10 protein-coding genes are annotated in these 19,113 nt (G+C 51.3%); 4 read left to right on the top strand and 6 right to left on the bottom strand.

What is annotated here, in order from left to right:
* Positions 1 to 1,242 precede the first annotated feature (1,242 nt).
* The 5 genes from FYZ48_RS25545 to FYZ48_RS25525 form a co-directional block, all read right to left on the bottom strand.
* The gene (locus FYZ48_RS25545) at positions 1,243 to 1,587 is read right to left on the bottom strand and encodes a hypothetical protein (protein WP_149345362.1); all 345 of its coding nucleotides are present in this window, start codon (positions 1,585 to 1,587) and stop codon (positions 1,243 to 1,245) included.
* A 404-nt stretch (positions 1,588 to 1,991) separates the two neighbouring features.
* Positions 1,992 to 2,528, bottom strand: a complete 537-nt coding sequence (locus FYZ48_RS25540; protein ID WP_149345361.1) for a hypothetical protein — start codon at positions 2,526 to 2,528, stop codon at positions 1,992 to 1,994.
* Between the two features lie 639 nt (positions 2,529 to 3,167).
* Positions 3,168 to 5,774, bottom strand: a complete 2,607-nt coding sequence (locus tag FYZ48_RS25535; RefSeq protein WP_149345360.1) for a bifunctional serine/threonine-protein kinase/formylglycine-generating enzyme family protein — start codon at positions 5,772 to 5,774, stop codon at positions 3,168 to 3,170.
* A gap of 110 nt (positions 5,775 to 5,884) precedes the next feature.
* Complete coding sequence (locus FYZ48_RS25530) at positions 5,885 to 6,451, bottom strand: ECF-type sigma factor (RefSeq protein ID WP_149345359.1); 567 nt, start codon at positions 6,449 to 6,451, stop codon at positions 5,885 to 5,887.
* A 483-nt stretch (positions 6,452 to 6,934) separates the two neighbouring features.
* Positions 6,935 to 7,690, bottom strand: coding sequence for a hypothetical protein (locus FYZ48_RS25525; RefSeq protein ID WP_149345358.1), 756 nt, complete (start codon positions 7,688 to 7,690; stop codon positions 6,935 to 6,937).
* 662 nt (positions 7,691 to 8,352) lie between these two features.
* Here FYZ48_RS25525 and FYZ48_RS29360 point away from each other — a divergent pair.
* Complete coding sequence (locus FYZ48_RS29360) at positions 8,353 to 9,414, top strand: lipocalin-like domain-containing protein (protein WP_187782219.1); 1,062 nt, start codon at positions 8,353 to 8,355, stop codon at positions 9,412 to 9,414.
* Positions 9,415 to 9,577: 163 nt separating this feature from the next.
* Here FYZ48_RS29360 and FYZ48_RS25515 read toward each other — a convergent pair whose 3' ends face one another.
* Entirely contained in the window at positions 9,578 to 15,118 is a 5,541-nt protein-coding gene (locus FYZ48_RS25515; RefSeq protein WP_149345357.1) for a CHAT domain-containing protein, read from the bottom strand.
* 776 nt (positions 15,119 to 15,894) lie between these two features.
* Here FYZ48_RS25515 and FYZ48_RS25510 point away from each other — a divergent pair.
* The 3 genes from FYZ48_RS25510 to FYZ48_RS25500 all read left to right on the top strand — a co-directional run bounded on the left by FYZ48_RS25510 (position 15,895) and on the right by FYZ48_RS25500 (position 18,997).
* A complete protein-coding gene (locus FYZ48_RS25510; protein ID WP_149345356.1) occupies positions 15,895 to 16,398 on the top strand; it encodes a hypothetical protein in 504 nt (167 codons plus the stop codon).
* A gap of 33 nt (positions 16,399 to 16,431) precedes the next feature.
* The gene (locus tag FYZ48_RS25505) at positions 16,432 to 18,345 is read left to right on the top strand and encodes a M48 family metalloprotease (protein ID WP_149345355.1); all 1,914 of its coding nucleotides are present in this window, start codon (positions 16,432 to 16,434) and stop codon (positions 18,343 to 18,345) included.
* Between the two features lie 88 nt (positions 18,346 to 18,433).
* Positions 18,434 to 18,997: a hypothetical protein gene (locus FYZ48_RS25500; RefSeq protein WP_149345354.1), complete on the top strand. Its 564-nt coding sequence runs from the start codon at positions 18,434 to 18,436 to the stop codon at positions 18,995 to 18,997.
* Positions 18,998 to 19,113 lie beyond the last annotated feature (116 nt).

Genomic DNA, 19,113 nt, shown 5'->3' with positions numbered 1-19,113 from the left:
TTCGTGCGAGTTCTCGCGTCCGGGTTAGTCAAAGCGTTCCAGCAATGGATGAACTATGACACCTTATTCACTCTGTAGATTCTTCCCCTGTTTTTATGACTATTATCTGAAGCAAGACCGCTCTCATTTCCTGTCCGACTGAGTCCGATTCAGCAAATCCCCAAAGCGTTAGTCCCGCCTCCACTCCAACGGCTGCTCACCAAAGTGGGCAGCCGTTTTTTTTCCCACAGCCCCCGCGCTCCTCTTTTGGCAACCTTCCCTTTCAAGACTCTCTTTGATCAGCGTTTGCAGGTAACCCCTTCCCGATTTCCAGTGCAGTTCTGTCTCTGAAACGGAACAAATTGCACTTGATCGACACTTTCCGAATCGTATTCTTTTGTAATTCTGCTTCGCGCGCGAGGCGGATGAAGTGTGCACTGGAACCTGTCCCACTTGTGACTCAGAAGCACCTGAATCGCCGTCGATTTTTCCAGTTTTTCACCGGAACAAAATGAACCGGCTCTCAATATCTCGTACATTTTCAAATCATTTCGGAGCAAACTCAGAGCAATTCACAGCAGACTCAACCCTCTTCACTGCACATTCGGAGCAGGTCAACACGCATCGTCCACTTGACTCCCCCACGCCGATTCACAAAATTTAAAACCAACATGATCAACCTTCGAATGCCCAAAAATAAAAAAAGGGGCCGAGCGCAACGAGCCGGAAACAGAAAGGAAAACAGACCAGGTCAAAAACAGATCAGGTCAAAAACAGCCCCCTGTCAAAACTGAGGTCATCCAGCCTGGCGACGTTGCCTTTGATCCAGACTCCCGCAGGCACCAGATTGCTCCGATGTGATCTACCACTCAGCTCCAGCAACCAGACGCGTCATTGTATGAAAAGGCAACGCAACGCCGTAGCTGAAAATCGTTAACCTGAACAGGAACTGTTTCCAAAGACAGAGGGAGAAGCCTGGATTCACAATGGGTATCCCAGGCACGAGCAATGATAAAGTGGCGTCTTCACCACCCGTGTAAGTAGTCAGGGAGGATGTACTGCCGCGCCTCTGCTGAGAGCAGTCTCTGATTGTCGGAACCAGCAATCAACCCTTCTCTACTTTCCAGAAACAGAAACTGGTGAAGAGCAGACAGCTGAAGATGGCCAGTTCTCGAACGAAGTCGGACATAAATCCGATCTACTTATTTGATCGAAAGAATTTCAAAATGCTGAAAAAAGAATGGTAATTTATCTTGTCTATATTCATCCCGGAGTGATCAGTTCAAAACATACTGCTCCCGCAACATTCGCTCCGATGAAAATAAAGGTTGCAATACTGTTTTCTAATTTACTCCGTTTTTCAAGCCCACCACCCGGTGCCTCTTCACAGTAACATAATAAAAGTCCAAAAAGTAAATTCAGACCCAACAGAGCATAGTATCCAATTCTCACGAAATATATGACAGTAGTCAGATCCTCGAATCCAACTTTAAAAAGACACCCCAACATAGTGATAGCTATTGTCAGTCCAACAACCAACCCGTAGTCGTCGAATCGCTCATACTTTTCCTCTAAGTCTATCATCATTTTCTCAAAGTCAATCATCATTCACTTCCAGGAAGTTGATAGCCTGCAGAGCCCCATGTAGTAGACATAAACTGATTCTCGTGAATCAGGCTGATAGTGGCAAGAGGTTATCGGCAAATCGCAGCACAAGAGTATCGAGAACCCGCGCAAAAAGATCGGGAAAGTCGTGACATACAGCAGGGATATCAAGTTCTGGAGGCAGTTAAGAGAGGCAGGTCAATTTGGCAACTAAGCTCACTCCCGATGTGTGCAAGTGGGTGCCCAAAACCCGCACGTAAATTACAGAAAAGTCGTGAAATTCAGCCTCAGAAAAGCACTGCAGCATTGTAAACCTGAAAACAGATGAAACTGGACGCTCAAATCAAGCTCCACCAGTTTCAGGAGAGTGTCTTCATTTAAAGTTGCTGCCAAATGCAGTACCGCTCTCAGGGCGTAGTCTCCAGTTTTTTCAGATCCTGTTCGAGGAGTTGAATTGCTTCTGCCAAGTTACGCCGTGCCACCAGTGGAGCCGTGTTCTGAGACAGATCGAACTTGAAGTTCTTAATGGCATGTTTGATCTCCTCGATCTTTTCCTCCCTGGTGTATTCTACAGGCAGGAATTCATCCAACGCGTAGTTTTCGCTGACCGGATCAGTGATGCCAGATTCGATTGCGGGAACTTTGACCAGACAGATTGTCTTGGGAGCTGTTTTTTTGCCTTCCGCCAGCTGTTCCTGCTCATCCTGTTTCTGTTGTTTTTTGAGGTTGCTTGCATACATATCCAGAATTTCCTGGAGCGAGTGTTTGTACGATCCGGAAATTTCTGAAATCACAGGTCCACCCGCATATTCATATTCGCGGTAAACCCAGTAAGGACCATCTTTCTGTTTCCCCTGCATGTCGGCAACGTTATTCTTTTCAATCTCAGGTAACAGCAAAGCAATGAGAATGGCAATCAGACACAAAACAAACACCAATTGCATGAGTGTTATTTCTCCTCCAGTTTTTCTTTGTTCAAATCTTGAAGGCATAATCTCACCTCTAAAAAAGAAAAACAACAGCACAAACAAACCCAGACATATTCACTTTGCTGACATATTCTGGAAAAAGCTGAGAATAATAGCTTCAGTTTGTCACTGCTTTAATTTAGTGAGTTCTCGTGCCTGGTAAAAAGCCTGCTCTCCAGGCAACGAAATAATGGGATACATATTGGTTCTGAGATGCTAAGCCGAAAATTGACCTTGCCCCCTTAACCGACTCCAGAACTTGATGTACTGATCAGGATTCTGGCCCGATTGAAGAGAAGGCAAAATGCTCACCAGGGATCGAAGCGGTCGCGATTGTGAGCAATTAGAAGCAGGCAAATAACCGTTTCATCTGTATTTCGTTAAAAAGTTTGTTGAAGATTGACTCCGTCCTTCCCGACAGAGGTGACCCGAGCCACGTCAGTTTTCAACAGATTTTTTTTGATGAATTGGCTATGGGACTCAACGGGCGACAGTCTTTTTGTACCTGACGGTTCTTTGGAATAAATCAACATGTGAAATAGTCCATGAAATGATACTCCACCAGACCACCCGAATTGCTGCATTCGCGCCATCCTAAACTGTGACGCGATCCAGTTATTCGTGGTGGGGTTGATTGACGGACTCAGCAGCCAACAGTACGCGAAACCCGTTAGCGTAGTAACGAGTCGTGGGAGTGCCATCGGAACGCCGGGCGGAGCGAACGGCTGACGGCTGAGTACTGAATGCCCCGCCCCGCGCCACACGGAGTTGAAACCGGTTATTCCCAACCGGATCAATCATGTTTGCTGCATCGTAGAGGGCAAATCCATCATGACACCATTCCCACACATTTCCGTGGATATCGAAAATTCCAAAGGCATTCTTCGCCTTCTGTCCGACCGGCTTTGTGCCGAGCCCCCCCATGCCTCCATACCACGCATAGTCAGCCAGCCTGGACTGATCATCTCCAAAACAGAACAGCCCTGGATTCCCGGCGCGGCACGCAAACTCCCACTCGGCTTCCGTAGGCAGTCGGTAGGTCCCTTTGGCTTCACTGCTCAACCACTTGCAGAAAGCCACCGCATCATTCCATGAAACGTTAACAACCGGATGAGTGTCGGTCTGCCCGGTTTCAAATCCAGGGTTTGTGTTCCAGAGGAATTCGGGAGATTGAATCCATTTACCATCTCTTCTCCCGTAGCCCCCTTTGCCGTCCTCTTCAGCATCCGTCTTGTAGCCTGTGGCTTCGACGAATTGACGAAACTGTCCTCGGGTGACAGGATGAATCCCCAGACTGAAAGGCGTCGTCAACGTAACTTTGTGTTGCGGTCCCTCGGTGGGAATCTTCTCCATGAACCAATCAGGCATTTTCTTCTCTCTGGCCTCTGCCAGCAACTTTTTAATCTCCTCCTCGCTGCTCCCCATCACAAACTCGCCAGCGGGGATGAGGCAGAACTTCATGCCGATATTGTTCTCGAACTCCACCGGCACATTGTAATACTTTGCCCATGCTTCCTGATAGGACTTCGCCTGCTCGTCATCGAACGGTACACGTGCCGGCTTCGGAGCGTCGGCTGGCCAACCGTGCCAGTCAGTAGCGGATCGGGTCCCCAACGATTTGCTGATGATTGTGTTTGGTTCCAGACTCATCCGCACCACTTTTCGGCCATTGCGGGTAATTGCCACTAATTCCTGGTTGACCGGTTTGCCGTCTTTAAGAGCAGTGACTTCGTACTCACCAGGACGCAGGGTCAATTCCTCAACACCACCACCGCTGATGGTGACTTCCTCGCCATTGATGGCAACTCTCAGGCCGGGATCGTCAGTTTCGATCACCAAGGTACCGGAACCAGTCGTCAGTCGGATCACGGTCGAGGCGAACTTTGTCACGCCTGTTGCTTCAGTGAAGCCTGCCAGGCCGAGGATGATTACCACGGCTGCGGCGACTTTCATCAGCGGACTTTGCCGTAGAATTTTGCTGCGGCGCGGCCGGGTTGCTGAGACGTCAACGGGAGTCTCTGTAGCGGTTTTCGACGGATCGGGAATCTCTGGAATGCGGCCCGCCTGCAGATCGTCGGCACACCTCTCGAGTAATTCGCTCACTTCTCGAGCCGAGCTATAGCGTTCAGCGGGATTTTTGGCGTGCAGGTGCCCAATCAACTCACATATCCAGGAGGGCGTTTCGGGAATGATCTCCAGTATCGAACGCGGCGTCTCCTCAGTCACGCGTTTGAGCACCGCAATCGTAGACGGCGCGCGGAATGGGGGACGACCGCTGACCATCTGGTACAGCACACTGCCGAGGCTAAACAGGTCAGCTCGCTGGTCGAGATTGTGGCCATTGGCCTGCTCGGGAGCCATATACATTGGCGTCCCTGCGATCATCCCCGACTGAGTCATGCTGGCGTCGTCCACCGTTCTGGCGAGACCAAAATCGGTAATTTTAACCCGCTCTTCCATGTCTCCTTCCAGGAGAATGTTTCCTGGCTTGATATCGCGATGGATCAAATCCTGAGCATGCGCGGCCGCCAGTCCCTCTGCGATCTGTTTGCCCAATCGCAGCACGCTCGGCAAATCCAGCGGCCCGCGTTCTTCAATTTGCTGTTGCAGTGTCCGGCCCGGAATGAACTCCATGACGAGGTACGGAATCGGCTCTTCTTCGACCGAGTGAATCCGAACGACGTTTTCGTGCCGAATCCGGGCTGACGTGCGGGCCTCGCGCAGGAACCGCTTACGAGCTGGTGACATCGAGGCCATTTCCGGGGCGAGGACCTTGATCGCAACGATCCGCTCGAGCTTGGTGTCAAAAGCCCGCAAGACCATGCCGAAGGCCCCCTTGCCAACGACATTCAGGACTTCGTAATGGCCCAGCAGCCCAAGTGAGTCCTCACGAGACGCCGGTTCGAGATAGCTGAGGGGAGCTTCATCGCTCACGCAATGTGGATTCTGTTTCATATCCGTTCCCGCGAGAGCCCCTTCGCATCCGGCGTCGGGCGTGAATCGATTTCCGCTAACGGTTATCGGCTTGACTCCATCGAAATCAGGAGGGACTTCCAGGATAGGATGCTCAAGAAAGCCGCCGGCACTGTCTGACAGCTTTAACAGTCTCTGGACCGCTTGCCGCAATTCGAGATTGTCGCCACAAGCCGAGTCAAGAAACTGGTCGCGTTCTTCCGTTGAATCGATGGCGATCGCTGCGTTAAAGATGGACTCTTCGTTCATGGTCAGCACCTCAATAGAGAGTGGAAAAGGGTTCAATCTTTAATGCGATATTTTTCGATCAAACCCCTCACGAATTTCTCTGATTTTTTGATAATTCATCTCTTCTCCGCTCAACTTTCTCGCTCCTCACTAAGTTCACGCAGCAACCAGACTCGCGCATATCTCCAGTCACGTTCAGTAGTTGCAAGCGATACTCCCAATGCCTGGGCGGCTTCCGACATGGACAGCCCGGCGAAGTAACGCAGCTTGACCAGCCTGGCTTTTCGCTCATCCAACAGTTCAAGCCGATGCAGTGCCTCATCCAGGGCAAGGAGATCGACGCCGAGATTGGGAGGGGAGATGAGATCTGGATTGAGTTCGACCCGTTGAACCTTTCCTCCGTGCCGAGTCCGTGATTTTCGTCGCGCTGATTCGACCAGAATCCGCCTCATCGCCTCGGCGGCTGCCGCAAAAAAATGGCCGCGTGAGTCCCACCGTTGCGCTTGCTCCACATCGACCAGGCGAATGTAAGCTTCATGCACCAAGGCAGTAGCCTGTAGTGTTTGCTCCGGACTCTCATTGGCCAGTCTGGCTGCTGCCAATTTGCGCAGTTCGTCGTAGACGATCGGCAGCAACTGCTCGGCCGCTTCGGGGTTCCCGTGTTCAATGCGAGACAAAATCATCGTCACGTCAGACATGCATTATAAAATACCGCCTGGAAATACGTATGTAAATATGAGGTCAGAAACTGCCCCCTGTCAAAACTGAGGGCAGCCAGTCTGGCGACGTTACCTTTGATCCAGACTCCCACAGGCACCATATTCCTCCGATGTGATCTACCACTCAGTTCCAGCATCCAGACGCGTCATTGTATGAAAAGGCAACGCAACGCCGTAGATGAAAACCGTCAACCTGAACTGAAACTGTTTCCAGAGGTGAGGGAGAAGCCTAGATTCACACCTGACGGTGTCCCATGTTAGCTGCACCGGTTGGTTTTCCTTTATGCTCAAAGGACGCTCACGCACGCACGAGAATGCCGTCATCGAACGTCATAGCGCTACCGGTAGAAGCAGCCGTCCATTCATTCTTCCAGTTGAGTCACTTAGTCTCGGACACTCTGACCGTTGACACGCAGCTTGATTGAGAATTTTTGTCAGATCCGGGATACCAGACGATGATCGCTAAGGTGCTGGCTCTTGCCACTTAATTATAGCTCCCTGATCCCACGCCTCACCGATCTGACGAACGACCTCCTTGACAATTTCCCCCGGCCCCATGCTGCCTCCAGGTCGCGCTGTGGGTGGCAATAACAGTGGTGCCTGTCCTACGATTTCTCCAGTTTTGAGGCTGACCAGAAAGACTTCACAGGGTAGATCTTCCGTCGGTCGACCGTGTTCGTCATACATGCTCGGCTTCATCTCTCCGTTGCGGCCGACGATCAGATACTCCAGCGCCAAAGTCTTTTTGAGCATTTTTTCCATATCGGATCCATCTCTCTTGAGCGCGGAAGAAACCAGGGGATTTTCATCGCCCATCCAGGCAATCGTATGTTGAAAATCATCTCCATTGATGGAAAAACGCTGATGCCCGTAGTCTCCCGCCGTCAGGTCACTCGATCCAGTCACATCAGGCGTTTGATAAGTTTTCAGATAAATTAAAGAGATCATTGAGGTATTGGTTCGTTCCGCATCCCCCACAATCAATGTCGGTTTGGGATCCAGCGTGAGATCGAGTTTCGTTTCTTCCACCGGAGGAAGCCCATCAATACGAGTGACGACATCTTTCAACGTCGAATGCAGCGGCTCAAACTGAGATTGATATTGCTCAATCACTTCCCCATTCGTAGGTCCGAACTGAAAACCGTGCCGCACGCCGAAACGCACGAGTGCGAGTATCACAAAACCGATCACGATTGCTTGAGGGACATACTTTTTCATTCTGTTCTTTCAAATTCTGAATCACAGGAGACATCGCAGTAAAACGGGACACAGTCTCAATCCGTGAAAGGTTCCATAACTGTCTGTCTGAATTGATCGACCAAGCCGCTATCAATGATGAGTTGATGCGAGCCATCTGTGTGATATCAAAAATCGGCCCGAATAAGCATTAACGGGTTGCGCGAAGTCTGACCGGCCCGCACGGATGCTATACGTTAGCTTATCGTTTCCGGGTGGCGATCTCTATCCTTTCTTTGCCAGCTTCCAGGACCGTTGCTTAATCGCCCGGCGAACGTCGCTGCCTGACCGCACTCTCTACTCTTCTCCCGTATTCGATTAACAACTTCGTCTCCTGCAAAGTGGCAGGTGCTGGAAGTTCTCCAGAAAACACATGCAATATTTTGAGGATGAAGTTCGTCCGGCCCCCCCCCCTTGCACTGTAAGTATTTTTCACATATGGAGATACGGCTTTCCCCAGGCGCAGAACTGGGGTGTTTTGGGAACGAATCCGGGGTATTTTTGCCGCGTAACGGGCTCAATTCATCAGGAAAATGAAAAAAAAGTCGTCGGGAGTGTCACAACTCAGAGGGGGGCCTGTAAGGGAATTGTCTCAACGAGAGCAACCACAAAACAACACAAACCTTTTTCTTCTGGAGCCTGACATGACCTTCAACATCAACACAAAACTGTTTCGTGAATTCTGCAACAAAACACTGGTAAAAAGCCTGCTCTGCGGAGCCCTTGCTTTCAACACGCTGGGCGGATCTGGTTTCGCTGTCGCAGCTGATCCGGTCTCTCGTGCTTCAGAGTATGAGGAGTGGGGACTTGATTATCCTGGCAAGGGGGCACAGCAGGGATCAGCAGCACCAGCCAATCGACCTGCTCCGCAAACTCCCACTGCTCAACCCCCTGCATCGAACCCATCAGCCCTGATGGGGGGCACGGTACCTCAGAACATCGCCGGCTCAATTGAGCAGGCCGTGGTTCACGTCATCGTGTTCTACGCTGATGGCAAACATATGGTGATGCCAGGGTGGATCGTCGATACGGAACGTCGGATTATCCTGACCTTCGCTCTACTCAAAAATGCCACCAAGGTTCAAATTGCCTACCCCCAGGTACCTTCCCGTGATAAGGATTCGCTGGTCGGTTCTCCCGCTGTGATCCTGAAGTACGACGGCAAGATGGATGTGGCTTATCTGCAGGCGAAAACAATGCCTCAGGAACTCGTCCACCTGACAGCTTCAAACGCACCACAGGGTGGCATGCCTCACCGCACTGCCAGCCACAAACCAACTGCACCAGTGCCTCCTGTTCAGGGTGGTCACAATGGCGGGCAGCAAGGTGGCCTCCAGTGGGGTGGACAGCAGGGTGGCTTCAATGGTGGTCAGTCTCAGGGAAATGGTGGATACACACCTCCCCAGCAGCAGTCGAACCCGCTCGTCGGAAAATGGTATCTGCAGGATGTCTTGAACGGGGTACAGATTCAGATCGCCGTCGCCTTCAGTGCTCAAGGCGAGTTTGCGATGGAAGTAATGGCTGTCGACTCCAATGGCCAGCAGAAATATGACTCCGACAATGGAACGTACAGAATCAACGGTAACACACTGGTCGTCAGCACCGGCGATGGTGTGGAACAGTCAAAGTTCTGGTTTGAAAATGGTGTCCTGTATGTGCAGATGGTTGCCGACGGAACCACCATGGCTTTCCAGAAAGCATCGTAAGGCTGGATGAAAGAGGTTGGTTGTGGAAAGCCCTCGTTCCTTGTGAACGGGGGCTTTTTTTGTGTTCTGAAATATTCTCTGCTGAACTGCCCCGGTTATGAAAAACAGCCACTTGCGACTTTCGCAGGTGGCTGTTTTTTTATCTGATCTCAACTTCTCAGAATTACTTGCCGGCGGGAGTTTTTTCTGGCTGTCCCACGATAAAGAAACTTGCCCAGAAGAAGGGGTGGGCGGCATCACTTTCCTCCCTTCGCTGCAAAATGAGTTTTTGCTGGGCCGCTTGCATGGATTTGACCTGATCGCCTGATTGAACGAATTTTTCATAAAACGAATCCATCAGTTCGCGCGTCTCTTTGTCTGGGACTTCGAACATACTCGTCAACAGGCTATGCGCTCCAGCCACGATAAACGCCCGCTGTAATCCCCGCACCCCATTCCCCAGTTCAGAATCTCCCAGACCGCTTTCGCAAGCACTCAGCACAACCAGTTCCGTATTACGAAAATCCATCGATGAGATTTCCTGGGCAGTCAGCCAGCCGTCCTCAAGATTGACGCCTCGCTTCTCGCTGCTCGTTGCCAGCTGATTGGCTCCCGCGAGCACAAGCCCGGATCGCAACAGCGGATTGTCGACATATCGCAACCTTCCCAGAGCCGAACCGGACGATCTCTGAACCGACCGACTCTCGTTATACGCTCCGGCATATTCCAGTGGGAGATAAAATCCATGAGTCGCGATGTGGACAATCCGGGGAGAGACCACCGTTTTAAAGACGTCTTCAGCTGCGTCCCCTCCGTAAAAGACCTGCACGGGAGCGTAAATGGAACCATCCAGGTGAGTCTGAACAGACGCGGCTTCTTTCCGAGCTCCCGGTAAAGGCCTCCAGCGGAGCGATCTCAGTTCCGTCTGGTCGGCACCTCGCAACGCAAATTTCTGATGATCCGACAAATCAATGCCGAGTGTTTTCGCCTGCGAGATCCGCTGTTCGCGGGTCGCATCATAATCCGGGTCGGCGAGCACCAGAGTACCACGGCCGGGCGTTGCTTTCTCACGGAGCAGATCCCGCCCGGAAGAGACATAGCTGATGGCCAGGTCCTCAACCAGATAGTGACCATTCGCACGTGTCAGCGCAGCAAACGGAATAAAATGAAGTTGTCCATCCGGGGCGATCACGAGGTGGTCGAGTTTCGACAGTTCTTCATCAAAAGGCTGCAGCAGGCTGCGATAGAGCTGGGAACTCAATTCCTGATATTGAGACTCCAATTCGTCTTCCGACATGAAACGGAGCGAACGGGGAACGCGTTCGATATGCCCCCGAAGTTTTTCAATCTGATCGTTGATATCCCTGATTCGCCCCAGATCGACGAGACGGCAGGCCCGCTTTGCATCGGATGGCAGATAAAAAGCAAGTAGATGCGGGTCGTCCCCTGCGCGCGAAGTCGGGTTTTTCAGATCGATCAGGCCGCTGACAACAAACTCGATTAACGCACTGTCAGGAGCCAGTCTCCCGCGAATCTCTTCGACATCGACGCCCGTCAATTGCAGTTGCAGACCGGCCTCCCGGATTGCGAGGGCAACCTGTTCCTGCAGTTCCTGAATTCGGAGCACAGCTTTGGTCTGACGGTTCGGTACAAATTTCTCGCCGTCATTGGAAACCTGCTGCTTCTCGAACTCCTCTCCGGTCACGCTGGACTCTGCCAGCCAGATCCGCAGCTGCTGGATTTCCTGGAGTTTACTGGCGGTGCCGGCATCGTGAATCAATGCGTTCTGAGCCGCATTCATCTGGCAGGCGATGTCCAATGCCAGTCCCTTGCGTCCCAGAATACGGGAAAACACGTCTGAAACGGAATCCTCGGGCAGCTGCCCCGAGAGTTGCAGAGTCACGAGCAGTGAATAGAGATTAAACCGGTTATTCAAGAGCTTGGTCAGTGCTGCTTCCGGTCTGAGCAGCAGATTTGTCATGAGAGAACGTTCATCGATTTCAAAACAGCGTGTCAGATATTTCAGAGCGGTAGCGGATTTCCCCAGGCGCGCCTTCACTTCCGCGAGATTGTAGAAAATCAGAAACTGGATTTCGTTCCCCGTGACAGTGTTCTCCAATCTGGAGCTGAAAGCCTGCTCCAGATACTGCTCTGCCTGCTCCAGTTTTCCCCGATTCAGGGCGACCGCTCCAAGATTATTCAGGAGCTCTGATATCTGTGGATGATTGGGATTTTCGAAAAACTTCCTGTAGATCTGGAGTGATTGCTGAAAGTATGTCTCAGCTTCCTCATACTTTTTCTGGTTAAAACTCAACATCCCTCGAAGTTCAAGTGCATTCGCATAGTCCTTTGAATCGGGATCTGTCATCTTCAGTTTCGCCACAAATTCATCGACAACTTCCTGCAGGAGCGCATGCGAGAGTGGAAACTGCAGAAGTTGCCAGCCAGCAGCCAGGGTGAACTCCGTTTCTGCACGCGAATCAACGTCCAGGCCACTCACAATCTCCATGGATTCCAGCAAAGGATAAATGGCCTGCATGTCATTTCCGAGAGCTGAATAAACGGAAGAAAGTGTCTTCAGGGCCTCGGCATTCTTCAGACTCATCTTACCGAACACGGCTTCATATCGTTGACAGGTGGATTGCGCCAGTTCCAGCGCTTCGGCATGCTGTCCCTGATAAATGTAATACTTCACCAGCCGATGATAGCTCTCTGCCAGAGCCGGGGCGTTCTCCCCCAGAATTTCCGTTTGAGTTTTGATCGCCTCGGACAACCATCGCTGCGCCTGTTGAACATCTCCGGCTGCCATTGCACCGAGTGCAGCCTCCGATTTGGCTTCCGCAGTCTCCGCATGTCGATCGCCCAGCAGTTCGGATCGAATCCGGACTGCCTCACGATAAGAGTCCATCGCGCCGCTGATCCGTCCGGATTTTCTCTGGAGCTGGGCGAACTCCAGACAGGTGGTCGCGACAGCCCGGTGTTTGCGTCCCAGAATCTCAGTCTGAGTCGCCAGCACTTTTTCCAGCAGCGAAAGCCGATCTGCCGTTGCTTCGCTGCCGGACTGATCCAGGGCCTTTGACTCCCACTCCTCTGCCTCTTTCAATCTCAGACGAGCTTCGGGAGACAGGTCCGCATATTTTCGTGCCTCACGTAATTCATTCTCCGCGTCGGCCAGATGCCACGGTTCATTTTGATCCCATTCCCGGGCGTGATCCCTTATGACTTTCAGCACATGCAGGTAAGGCGCCGGATCCGAAAACTGACCGCTAATCCCCTTCACTTGCTGGAGAAATCTCAACCACTCCCGTTCCCTGTAAATTTGCGGACGTTCCAGCGTCGATTGGGGGGACTGATCCTTCTGCAACGTCGACTCTGATTGCGGTGGAAAGGTACCTGTTGCGAGCACATTCCATAATTCCTCAAACAGCGCAACAGCTTTGTCTGATTTTTCGTCTGACTGCTCAAGCGAGATCTGTGCCAGTCGAATATTACACCAGAGCGTCGAGATTTTTTCATCCTGCTGTAGAGACTGATCCAACTGGCCGAGCAGGCTGCGTGCTTCCTGGTATCGTTCCTGTTCCTGGTACATGGAGGTGAGACCCAATACAGCATCGACCTGTAATCCCCTATCGTACAAACCGGGTGTTTCGACCATTTTCAGAAATCGCCGAAAGAAGTCTTCCGCGGACACGTATTGCCGCTGCCTGCGATAAAGTCCCGCGACGTTCTTCAATGTGATCAGTTGGGCGCGGCTTGGCGGACCTGCAAGTTCATCGAAAATATTCACTGCTCGCAAATAGTTCTGAAGCGCCTCATCGGTCCGTCCCAGAGTTTCGTAGATCGTCGCAACCTGGTTACAGGTTTGGGCGGCAAGACCTCGATCGACTTTCAGCAGCTGCCGCGCCAACTCTTCTGCAGTTTGACAATAAGGAATCGCTTCGATCAGCTGATCGTGATTGCGGTAATAGAACAGAAGCTCGTTTAACGTGATAAGATAATCGATACCACTGGTGAGACGCTGTTCTTTCAAGACACCTTCGGCTTTGAGCAGTGACTCGATGGCGTCATCCCGGCGCAGTGTATTTCGAATCCGACCAACGATTCGCAGGGCACGAGCATATTCCGGGGTCTGGTGCCAGGAATTTTGCTCGTAAATCCCGGTAGCGGTCTCTGCCTGTTTCAGTGTCTGTTCAGAAGCCGGCTCAGTCCAGTCGGCAATTTCGATGAGAAGTTCTGCGTACGCCGGATGGTCATCTCCCACCACCGCGCGCATTGGCTCGAGAAGTGATCTGTAGAGCGTGAGTTTGGCATCGCGATCATTCGTCTGTTTTGCGACCTGAAAATCAGCACGTACCGTTGACGGAGTATTCGCCCCGAACAACTTCTGAACCAGATCACGATACTCACGACTCAGTGCCAGCGCTGCGGCTTCGTCACCCGGGATTGTGTTCGTATCAATCTGTGATTTCAGAGCCAGGCAACGGTCCATTTCCTGTAATGAAGCTTGATTCATCGTTCGACACCGCCGCAAAACCTTCAGGTCCCACTCAACGTCCCGTATCTGGTACTGGCTCTTTCCGGTATCGGATTCAATCTGTTTCAAAGTAGCAAGGCTGTTCTCGAGATAGCGCTCTGCAGTATCCCAGTTATGCTCAGGCAACGCCTGCTGACTGAGATATTGTTCGAGACTGATCAGGTTGTACTCCAGCAGTTGCGTCTGGGAATTGATAAGCCCGACGCGATTTCTCAAAAGACTGCAGGCTTTCTTTAGAACATGATGGGCTTCGTCAAACCGGCCGGTTCGTATCAGAAACAAACCGAAATTGTTAAGTGTGATTGCATAATCCGGCAGGAAATCCACTTTCGACTGCTCGTAGAATTTTACGGATTTGCGGAAGTGTTCGTCAGCAAGATCCGTAGCCCCACCATGCAGTGCCTGGTCGGCCCAGACCTTATGTAAGTACGCATGCACGGGATGCGGAGTCTTCGTGACCTGTGGTATCAGTTGATCGAGCCGCTGAATTTGTGTGATTGAGGAACTCGGGTCGTTCATGACAACCAACAGCTCCTGGCTTCTCAGCAAAGCTTCGATCACACTGAGATGGCGATCTCCCAGCAGTTCCAGCAGCACGCCGGCCCGCAGAAGATTCGCCTCCAATGCGGCACGATAGTCATTCTCCAGCAAACCATTTAAGAAGTCCCGTTCTGCATTCAGAAACTTCATGCGTTTTGTGAGCGGCAGGTCGGAGATTGCAACCAGAGTCTGTTGAAAACGCAGGGCGTCCTCAGTTTTCCAGGACTCGGTCTGATGTAAGCGATCAATGATTTCCGACGACTGAGTTGCGTACCGTAATGCGGCATCAACCTGGTTGTTTTCCAGCGAATATTTGGCAAGATCGCGAAGTCGCCACGCCGCCTCGTCCGACTCGGAACCAAAGATTTTCTGTTCGAGCCTAAAAAGCTTTTCAGCCAGCGCGATCGCTTCCGTCAGGTTCCCTTCCAGCCAGACCGCTTCCATCTTCGTCAGCAGCTGACGCCTTTGCCTGGCTGAACTGGTATCAGAAAGGATCGCAGGCCGTGGTGCCACAAGCGGCTGATCCGGTTGTTGTGCCTGTAGATGTTCGGTTGGCAGTCCCCATCTGGAACCAGCAAACCAGGCACAAAGCAAGAACAGGAGAGCAAGCCCCCCTCCCCCCATGGAAGCATATTTTTGGGGTGCAGGCACTATCTAGACTCCCAGTGACTGAATCTCTGGCAGGTGTCCCATCGTTCTAAAGACTCCGCAACCGTCAAACTGTGATAAGCCGAGCTGATGATTTCCGATTATCCCCCTGGTTTGAACAGAAGTCAAGTTGCCTGGTCCGACAGAATGTCGCACCACGATCCAGTTATTGTTTTCAGCGAAACATGCCTGGCAGAAAACGGATGCTGAGAGAGCTCACAGGAATACCCGGTTAAGCAGCTTATAACCAGGAGCTCCCCCATCCTGGAACGACAACCCGGAATCATTTCATTGATCGCCCTGGAGAGTTTACTCAGTCAGGAATGATTCCAGAGCCAAAAGAATTCCTGCTGTGCAATTGGACGATAGCATCTTGACGACAAAGAATAGCAATAGCATAATGAACGCAAGTATCACCCCCTCGCTGTGTAGGCAGCGGTTGCGTTCTTTGGGGTTTTGATACGCCTCCAGCACCCATCGAACCACAATTCTTATAAACGCAAGAACTAATATCAGGAGGTAAGTTCTCAAGCAGACACAGGTACGCAGACAATCCAGTCGAGATGGAATCTGTTTCCCCGTGTTTTGTTATTTTTCATAACTTTTTTGCAAATCACCTGTCACAAGTCGAATAGTCCGCTGTATGGGACAGTGCACTGGTGCAGACTCGAATGTTCATTTTCCTGTCTGGCACCTGCTGTTTTGCGAAATGTAAACTTCATTAACACGCAATACTGTTCCACAGCTGGAGAACATGAGCAACCCAACAGGAGATTACTATGAAAAAGATGAAAATTTCTGTTCTGTCTGCATGCATCGCCGGAAACCTGGTCTACTTTTCCCTGAACCAGGTTACTGCCCAGGAAATCACATTCCCGGATGCCCCTTCACGAATCAAAGATTCTGTTTCAGGTCTGAAAGTCTCCCAGGCTTCCACTGCCGGAACTCTTGCTAAAACGCAGGGAGCCCCTGCCTTTGCCCGTCAAGATTCCGCTGCTCAGATGGCAGCTGGATCCCTCAGCCGAAACAGTTTCTCAGACAATCGCAACGCCGTGCTCAGCCAAAGCGGGTCGATCGGTCAACTCGGACGGACCTCGTTGTCCGCGGCGTCTACACCCAAATCTGGTTCGTTGAATTTTTCTTTCGATACCACCAAAGCCGGGAATCAAGGTCAGATCAGTCTGCCTGCTTCCCAGTCGGCGAGAAACACTCCCGGTGTCGATAGCGAAGAAACTTCTTCGATTAATCTGAATCTCTTCTCACAGTCGCGTCTTGCGGACTAACGCAACGGGCAACTTTCAAGAAAAGGTAAGACAATGGTTAATCTAAGAAAGACACTGTTCTATATGCTGTTCCTGGGCATGTTCCTCGGAACGCTCCCCGAACGATCGTTCGGGGAGATCACTGATAAGCACCGTGAAGTTGTGGATCGGGTGACCAAGCGATTACTGGCCGTCATGGAACAGCCAGAAGGCTGGAAAGTCTGGCCTCCCAAAGTTACTGTCATCGATCCTGGATTTGCCAATGCATTCGCGGGATTTCGAACCGAGGACGGCGTTGAGGTCCCCTTCATCGAAGTGACAGTCGATACCATCGAAAAGATTGCCAAATTTGATGAAGAAACACTGGCATTCACGATCGGCCACGAACTGGGACACCTCTACTACCGTCACAGCCACAAGAAGATTGATTTTTTTCAGAAGTTCGGGAACGATCTGCAGATGATCCGACTCGCCACAGATCGCGAGAAGGAACTTGAAGCGGACCTGTTCGGGATGCAACTGGCATTCAAAGCCGGTTATACCCGTCGCGGACTTGTCAGCGATCTCAATGGATGGCGTGGCAGCGGTCCACCGTACTGCCGTTTTGAAGGGTTAAAACTGAATCACCCCTCCTGGGAAGACCGTGCCGGATATCTGTTTGACGATGAACGGACAAAAGCCATGTGGCAATCACTCAGTTCATTTCAGACCGGTGTGATGTTTCTGCAGAATCAGCATTATCCACACGCAGAAATCTGTTTCCGAAACGTCACAGAGGACTTCCCGGAATGCTACGAGGCCTGGGCCAATCTTGGTTATGCATTATTGATGCAGTATTGCGATGGCCTGGACGAGAAAGACTTGCGAAACTTTGACGTAGGTCATCTTGTTGTCGGTGGTTTCTATCGACGTCCCGATTCACTGGAACCCGCCGTGCGTGGCGTAGATGAAAAATTGTGGTTTGAAGCGGTCGGTGCTTTCCGCGAAGCTTTACGGCTCAAGGAAAGGTTACAACTGAAAGACCCTTTTCTGATGGTCAAAGCCAACCTGGCTGTCGCTTACCTGATTCATCCCGGTGGAAAAGATGTTGGACAGGCGGAACGCTGGTTTGATGAAGTCTTTACAGCCCTCAAGGACGAACAGCTGGCGAAGACGCTCGACCCTCTGGTCCATGCTTCCATTTTGATCAACTCCGGATCGGCACGCGGTTTCAGTCCGGAAATGATGACTTCCACCTTACAGTTACTGGCCAAAGCCAAAACGGTGCGTGGCAACGGAGAAGCCGTTAAAGCGATGGAATCCGCTTTGCGTTTCAACCAGGCACGAACTCTCACCGCCAATACGGAAAGAGAGAAACAAGAGACGGCTCTCAAGCTGTTCGAGGAATATTTGAACGGCATGACTGCTGCCAGTTCCTGGTGGCCGATCGCTTACGACGATTACGTCGTTCTGGCAAAAGCCGCCGGGGTCAAGCCGAAAGCAAAGTCCGAGTTTCGTAAGCCCGGAATCAAGGACTGGCGTCCGGTGACGGCTGTCAAACTCGCCGATGGAAAAGTGATCGGTCTCAGCCAGAGCCTCAAACAACTCATAGACGATCTGGGACCGGCTGATGTCGAAATCCCCGTCGTCGAAGGGACGAATCTGAAGTACTACAAGTACACAGACCTGGGCATTACCGTGCTGGCAACACGTGAAGTACTGGCTGTGATCCTCGACGGAAAAGCAGCCCCTGCCATCACAGTACGTCGCCCGGGACTCGGCGGAGAGTCGATCAAGGTCTCCCTGGGCATGCCCAGTGCCGACATCAGAAAACAATTCGGTGATGACTGGGATGTGGAACTCGCACATTTGTTCGACGTCAACGAGTATCACCAGTTGTATCGCGATCTCGGTCTGGCCGTACAGTACGAAAACGGAGTCGTAAAGGAGCTTGTCGTGGCTGTCGTGCCCGTCAACGAATCGCGCTGAAACAGCGCTTTGTTTCACGATGATTCTTAGTCAACTTACTGCTGAATTTTACTCAACCTGCTCAAGAATTTACAGATTGGAAACTAAAATGAACTTGCACGTAATGATTCGATCACTGCTGGCTTTTTCCCTGATGTTTGTTGTCATGGCCAACGGAGCAGCCTTCGCTCAAGAAAAAGATAAGGCGGCAGAGGAAGCACGAGAGAAGGCATTAGCAAAATTAAAAACGAACCTGGAGAAGATGTCAGATAATGTCTTTCTGCGTGAGCAGACTCTGGATAATGGAAAGAAATTCTACCAGCTGCTCTGGGAGATGGATGGAGAGACTTCCAAGATCACATTCGAACTGCGCGAATTGGGTCATTTCCATGGCGAACTGGTCTTCGGCATCCTGGCATACACGGTCGTCGCTGGGGTTGAGGAAGGTTCCCTGCCTCCCGCGGTCATTAAAGCGGTTGCCACGAAGAATGAACGAACCGGTCTGGGTTATTTCAGTATGCCCGAAAAGTTCGATATGGTATTCATGAACATGACCACGCCGTCAGACACACTGACCCCCGCTCAGCTCTGGATGATTTGTGGCTATATGCACCAGAACAGAATCGGGTTCAAAAAAGAGATTGAAAATTTATTGAACGCTTCAGGGAATTAGTCCGCTTCCCGTAAATCCAACGGTGAACATTTCGCAAAGGTTTGGTCGTCTGATTGAACCTTTGCGAAATCCTTTTTTGGAGGAGGATAAAGCTGAATTCAGAAAATCGAGACGAG

Origin of the sequence: Gimesia chilikensis, assembly GCF_008329715.1 — a bacterium.
Taxonomy (GTDB): domain Bacteria; phylum Planctomycetota; class Planctomycetia; order Planctomycetales; family Planctomycetaceae; genus Gimesia; species Gimesia chilikensis.
The sequence above is the reverse complement of the archived record's forward strand: the minus strand, read 5'-3'. Positions and strand labels throughout refer to the sequence as shown.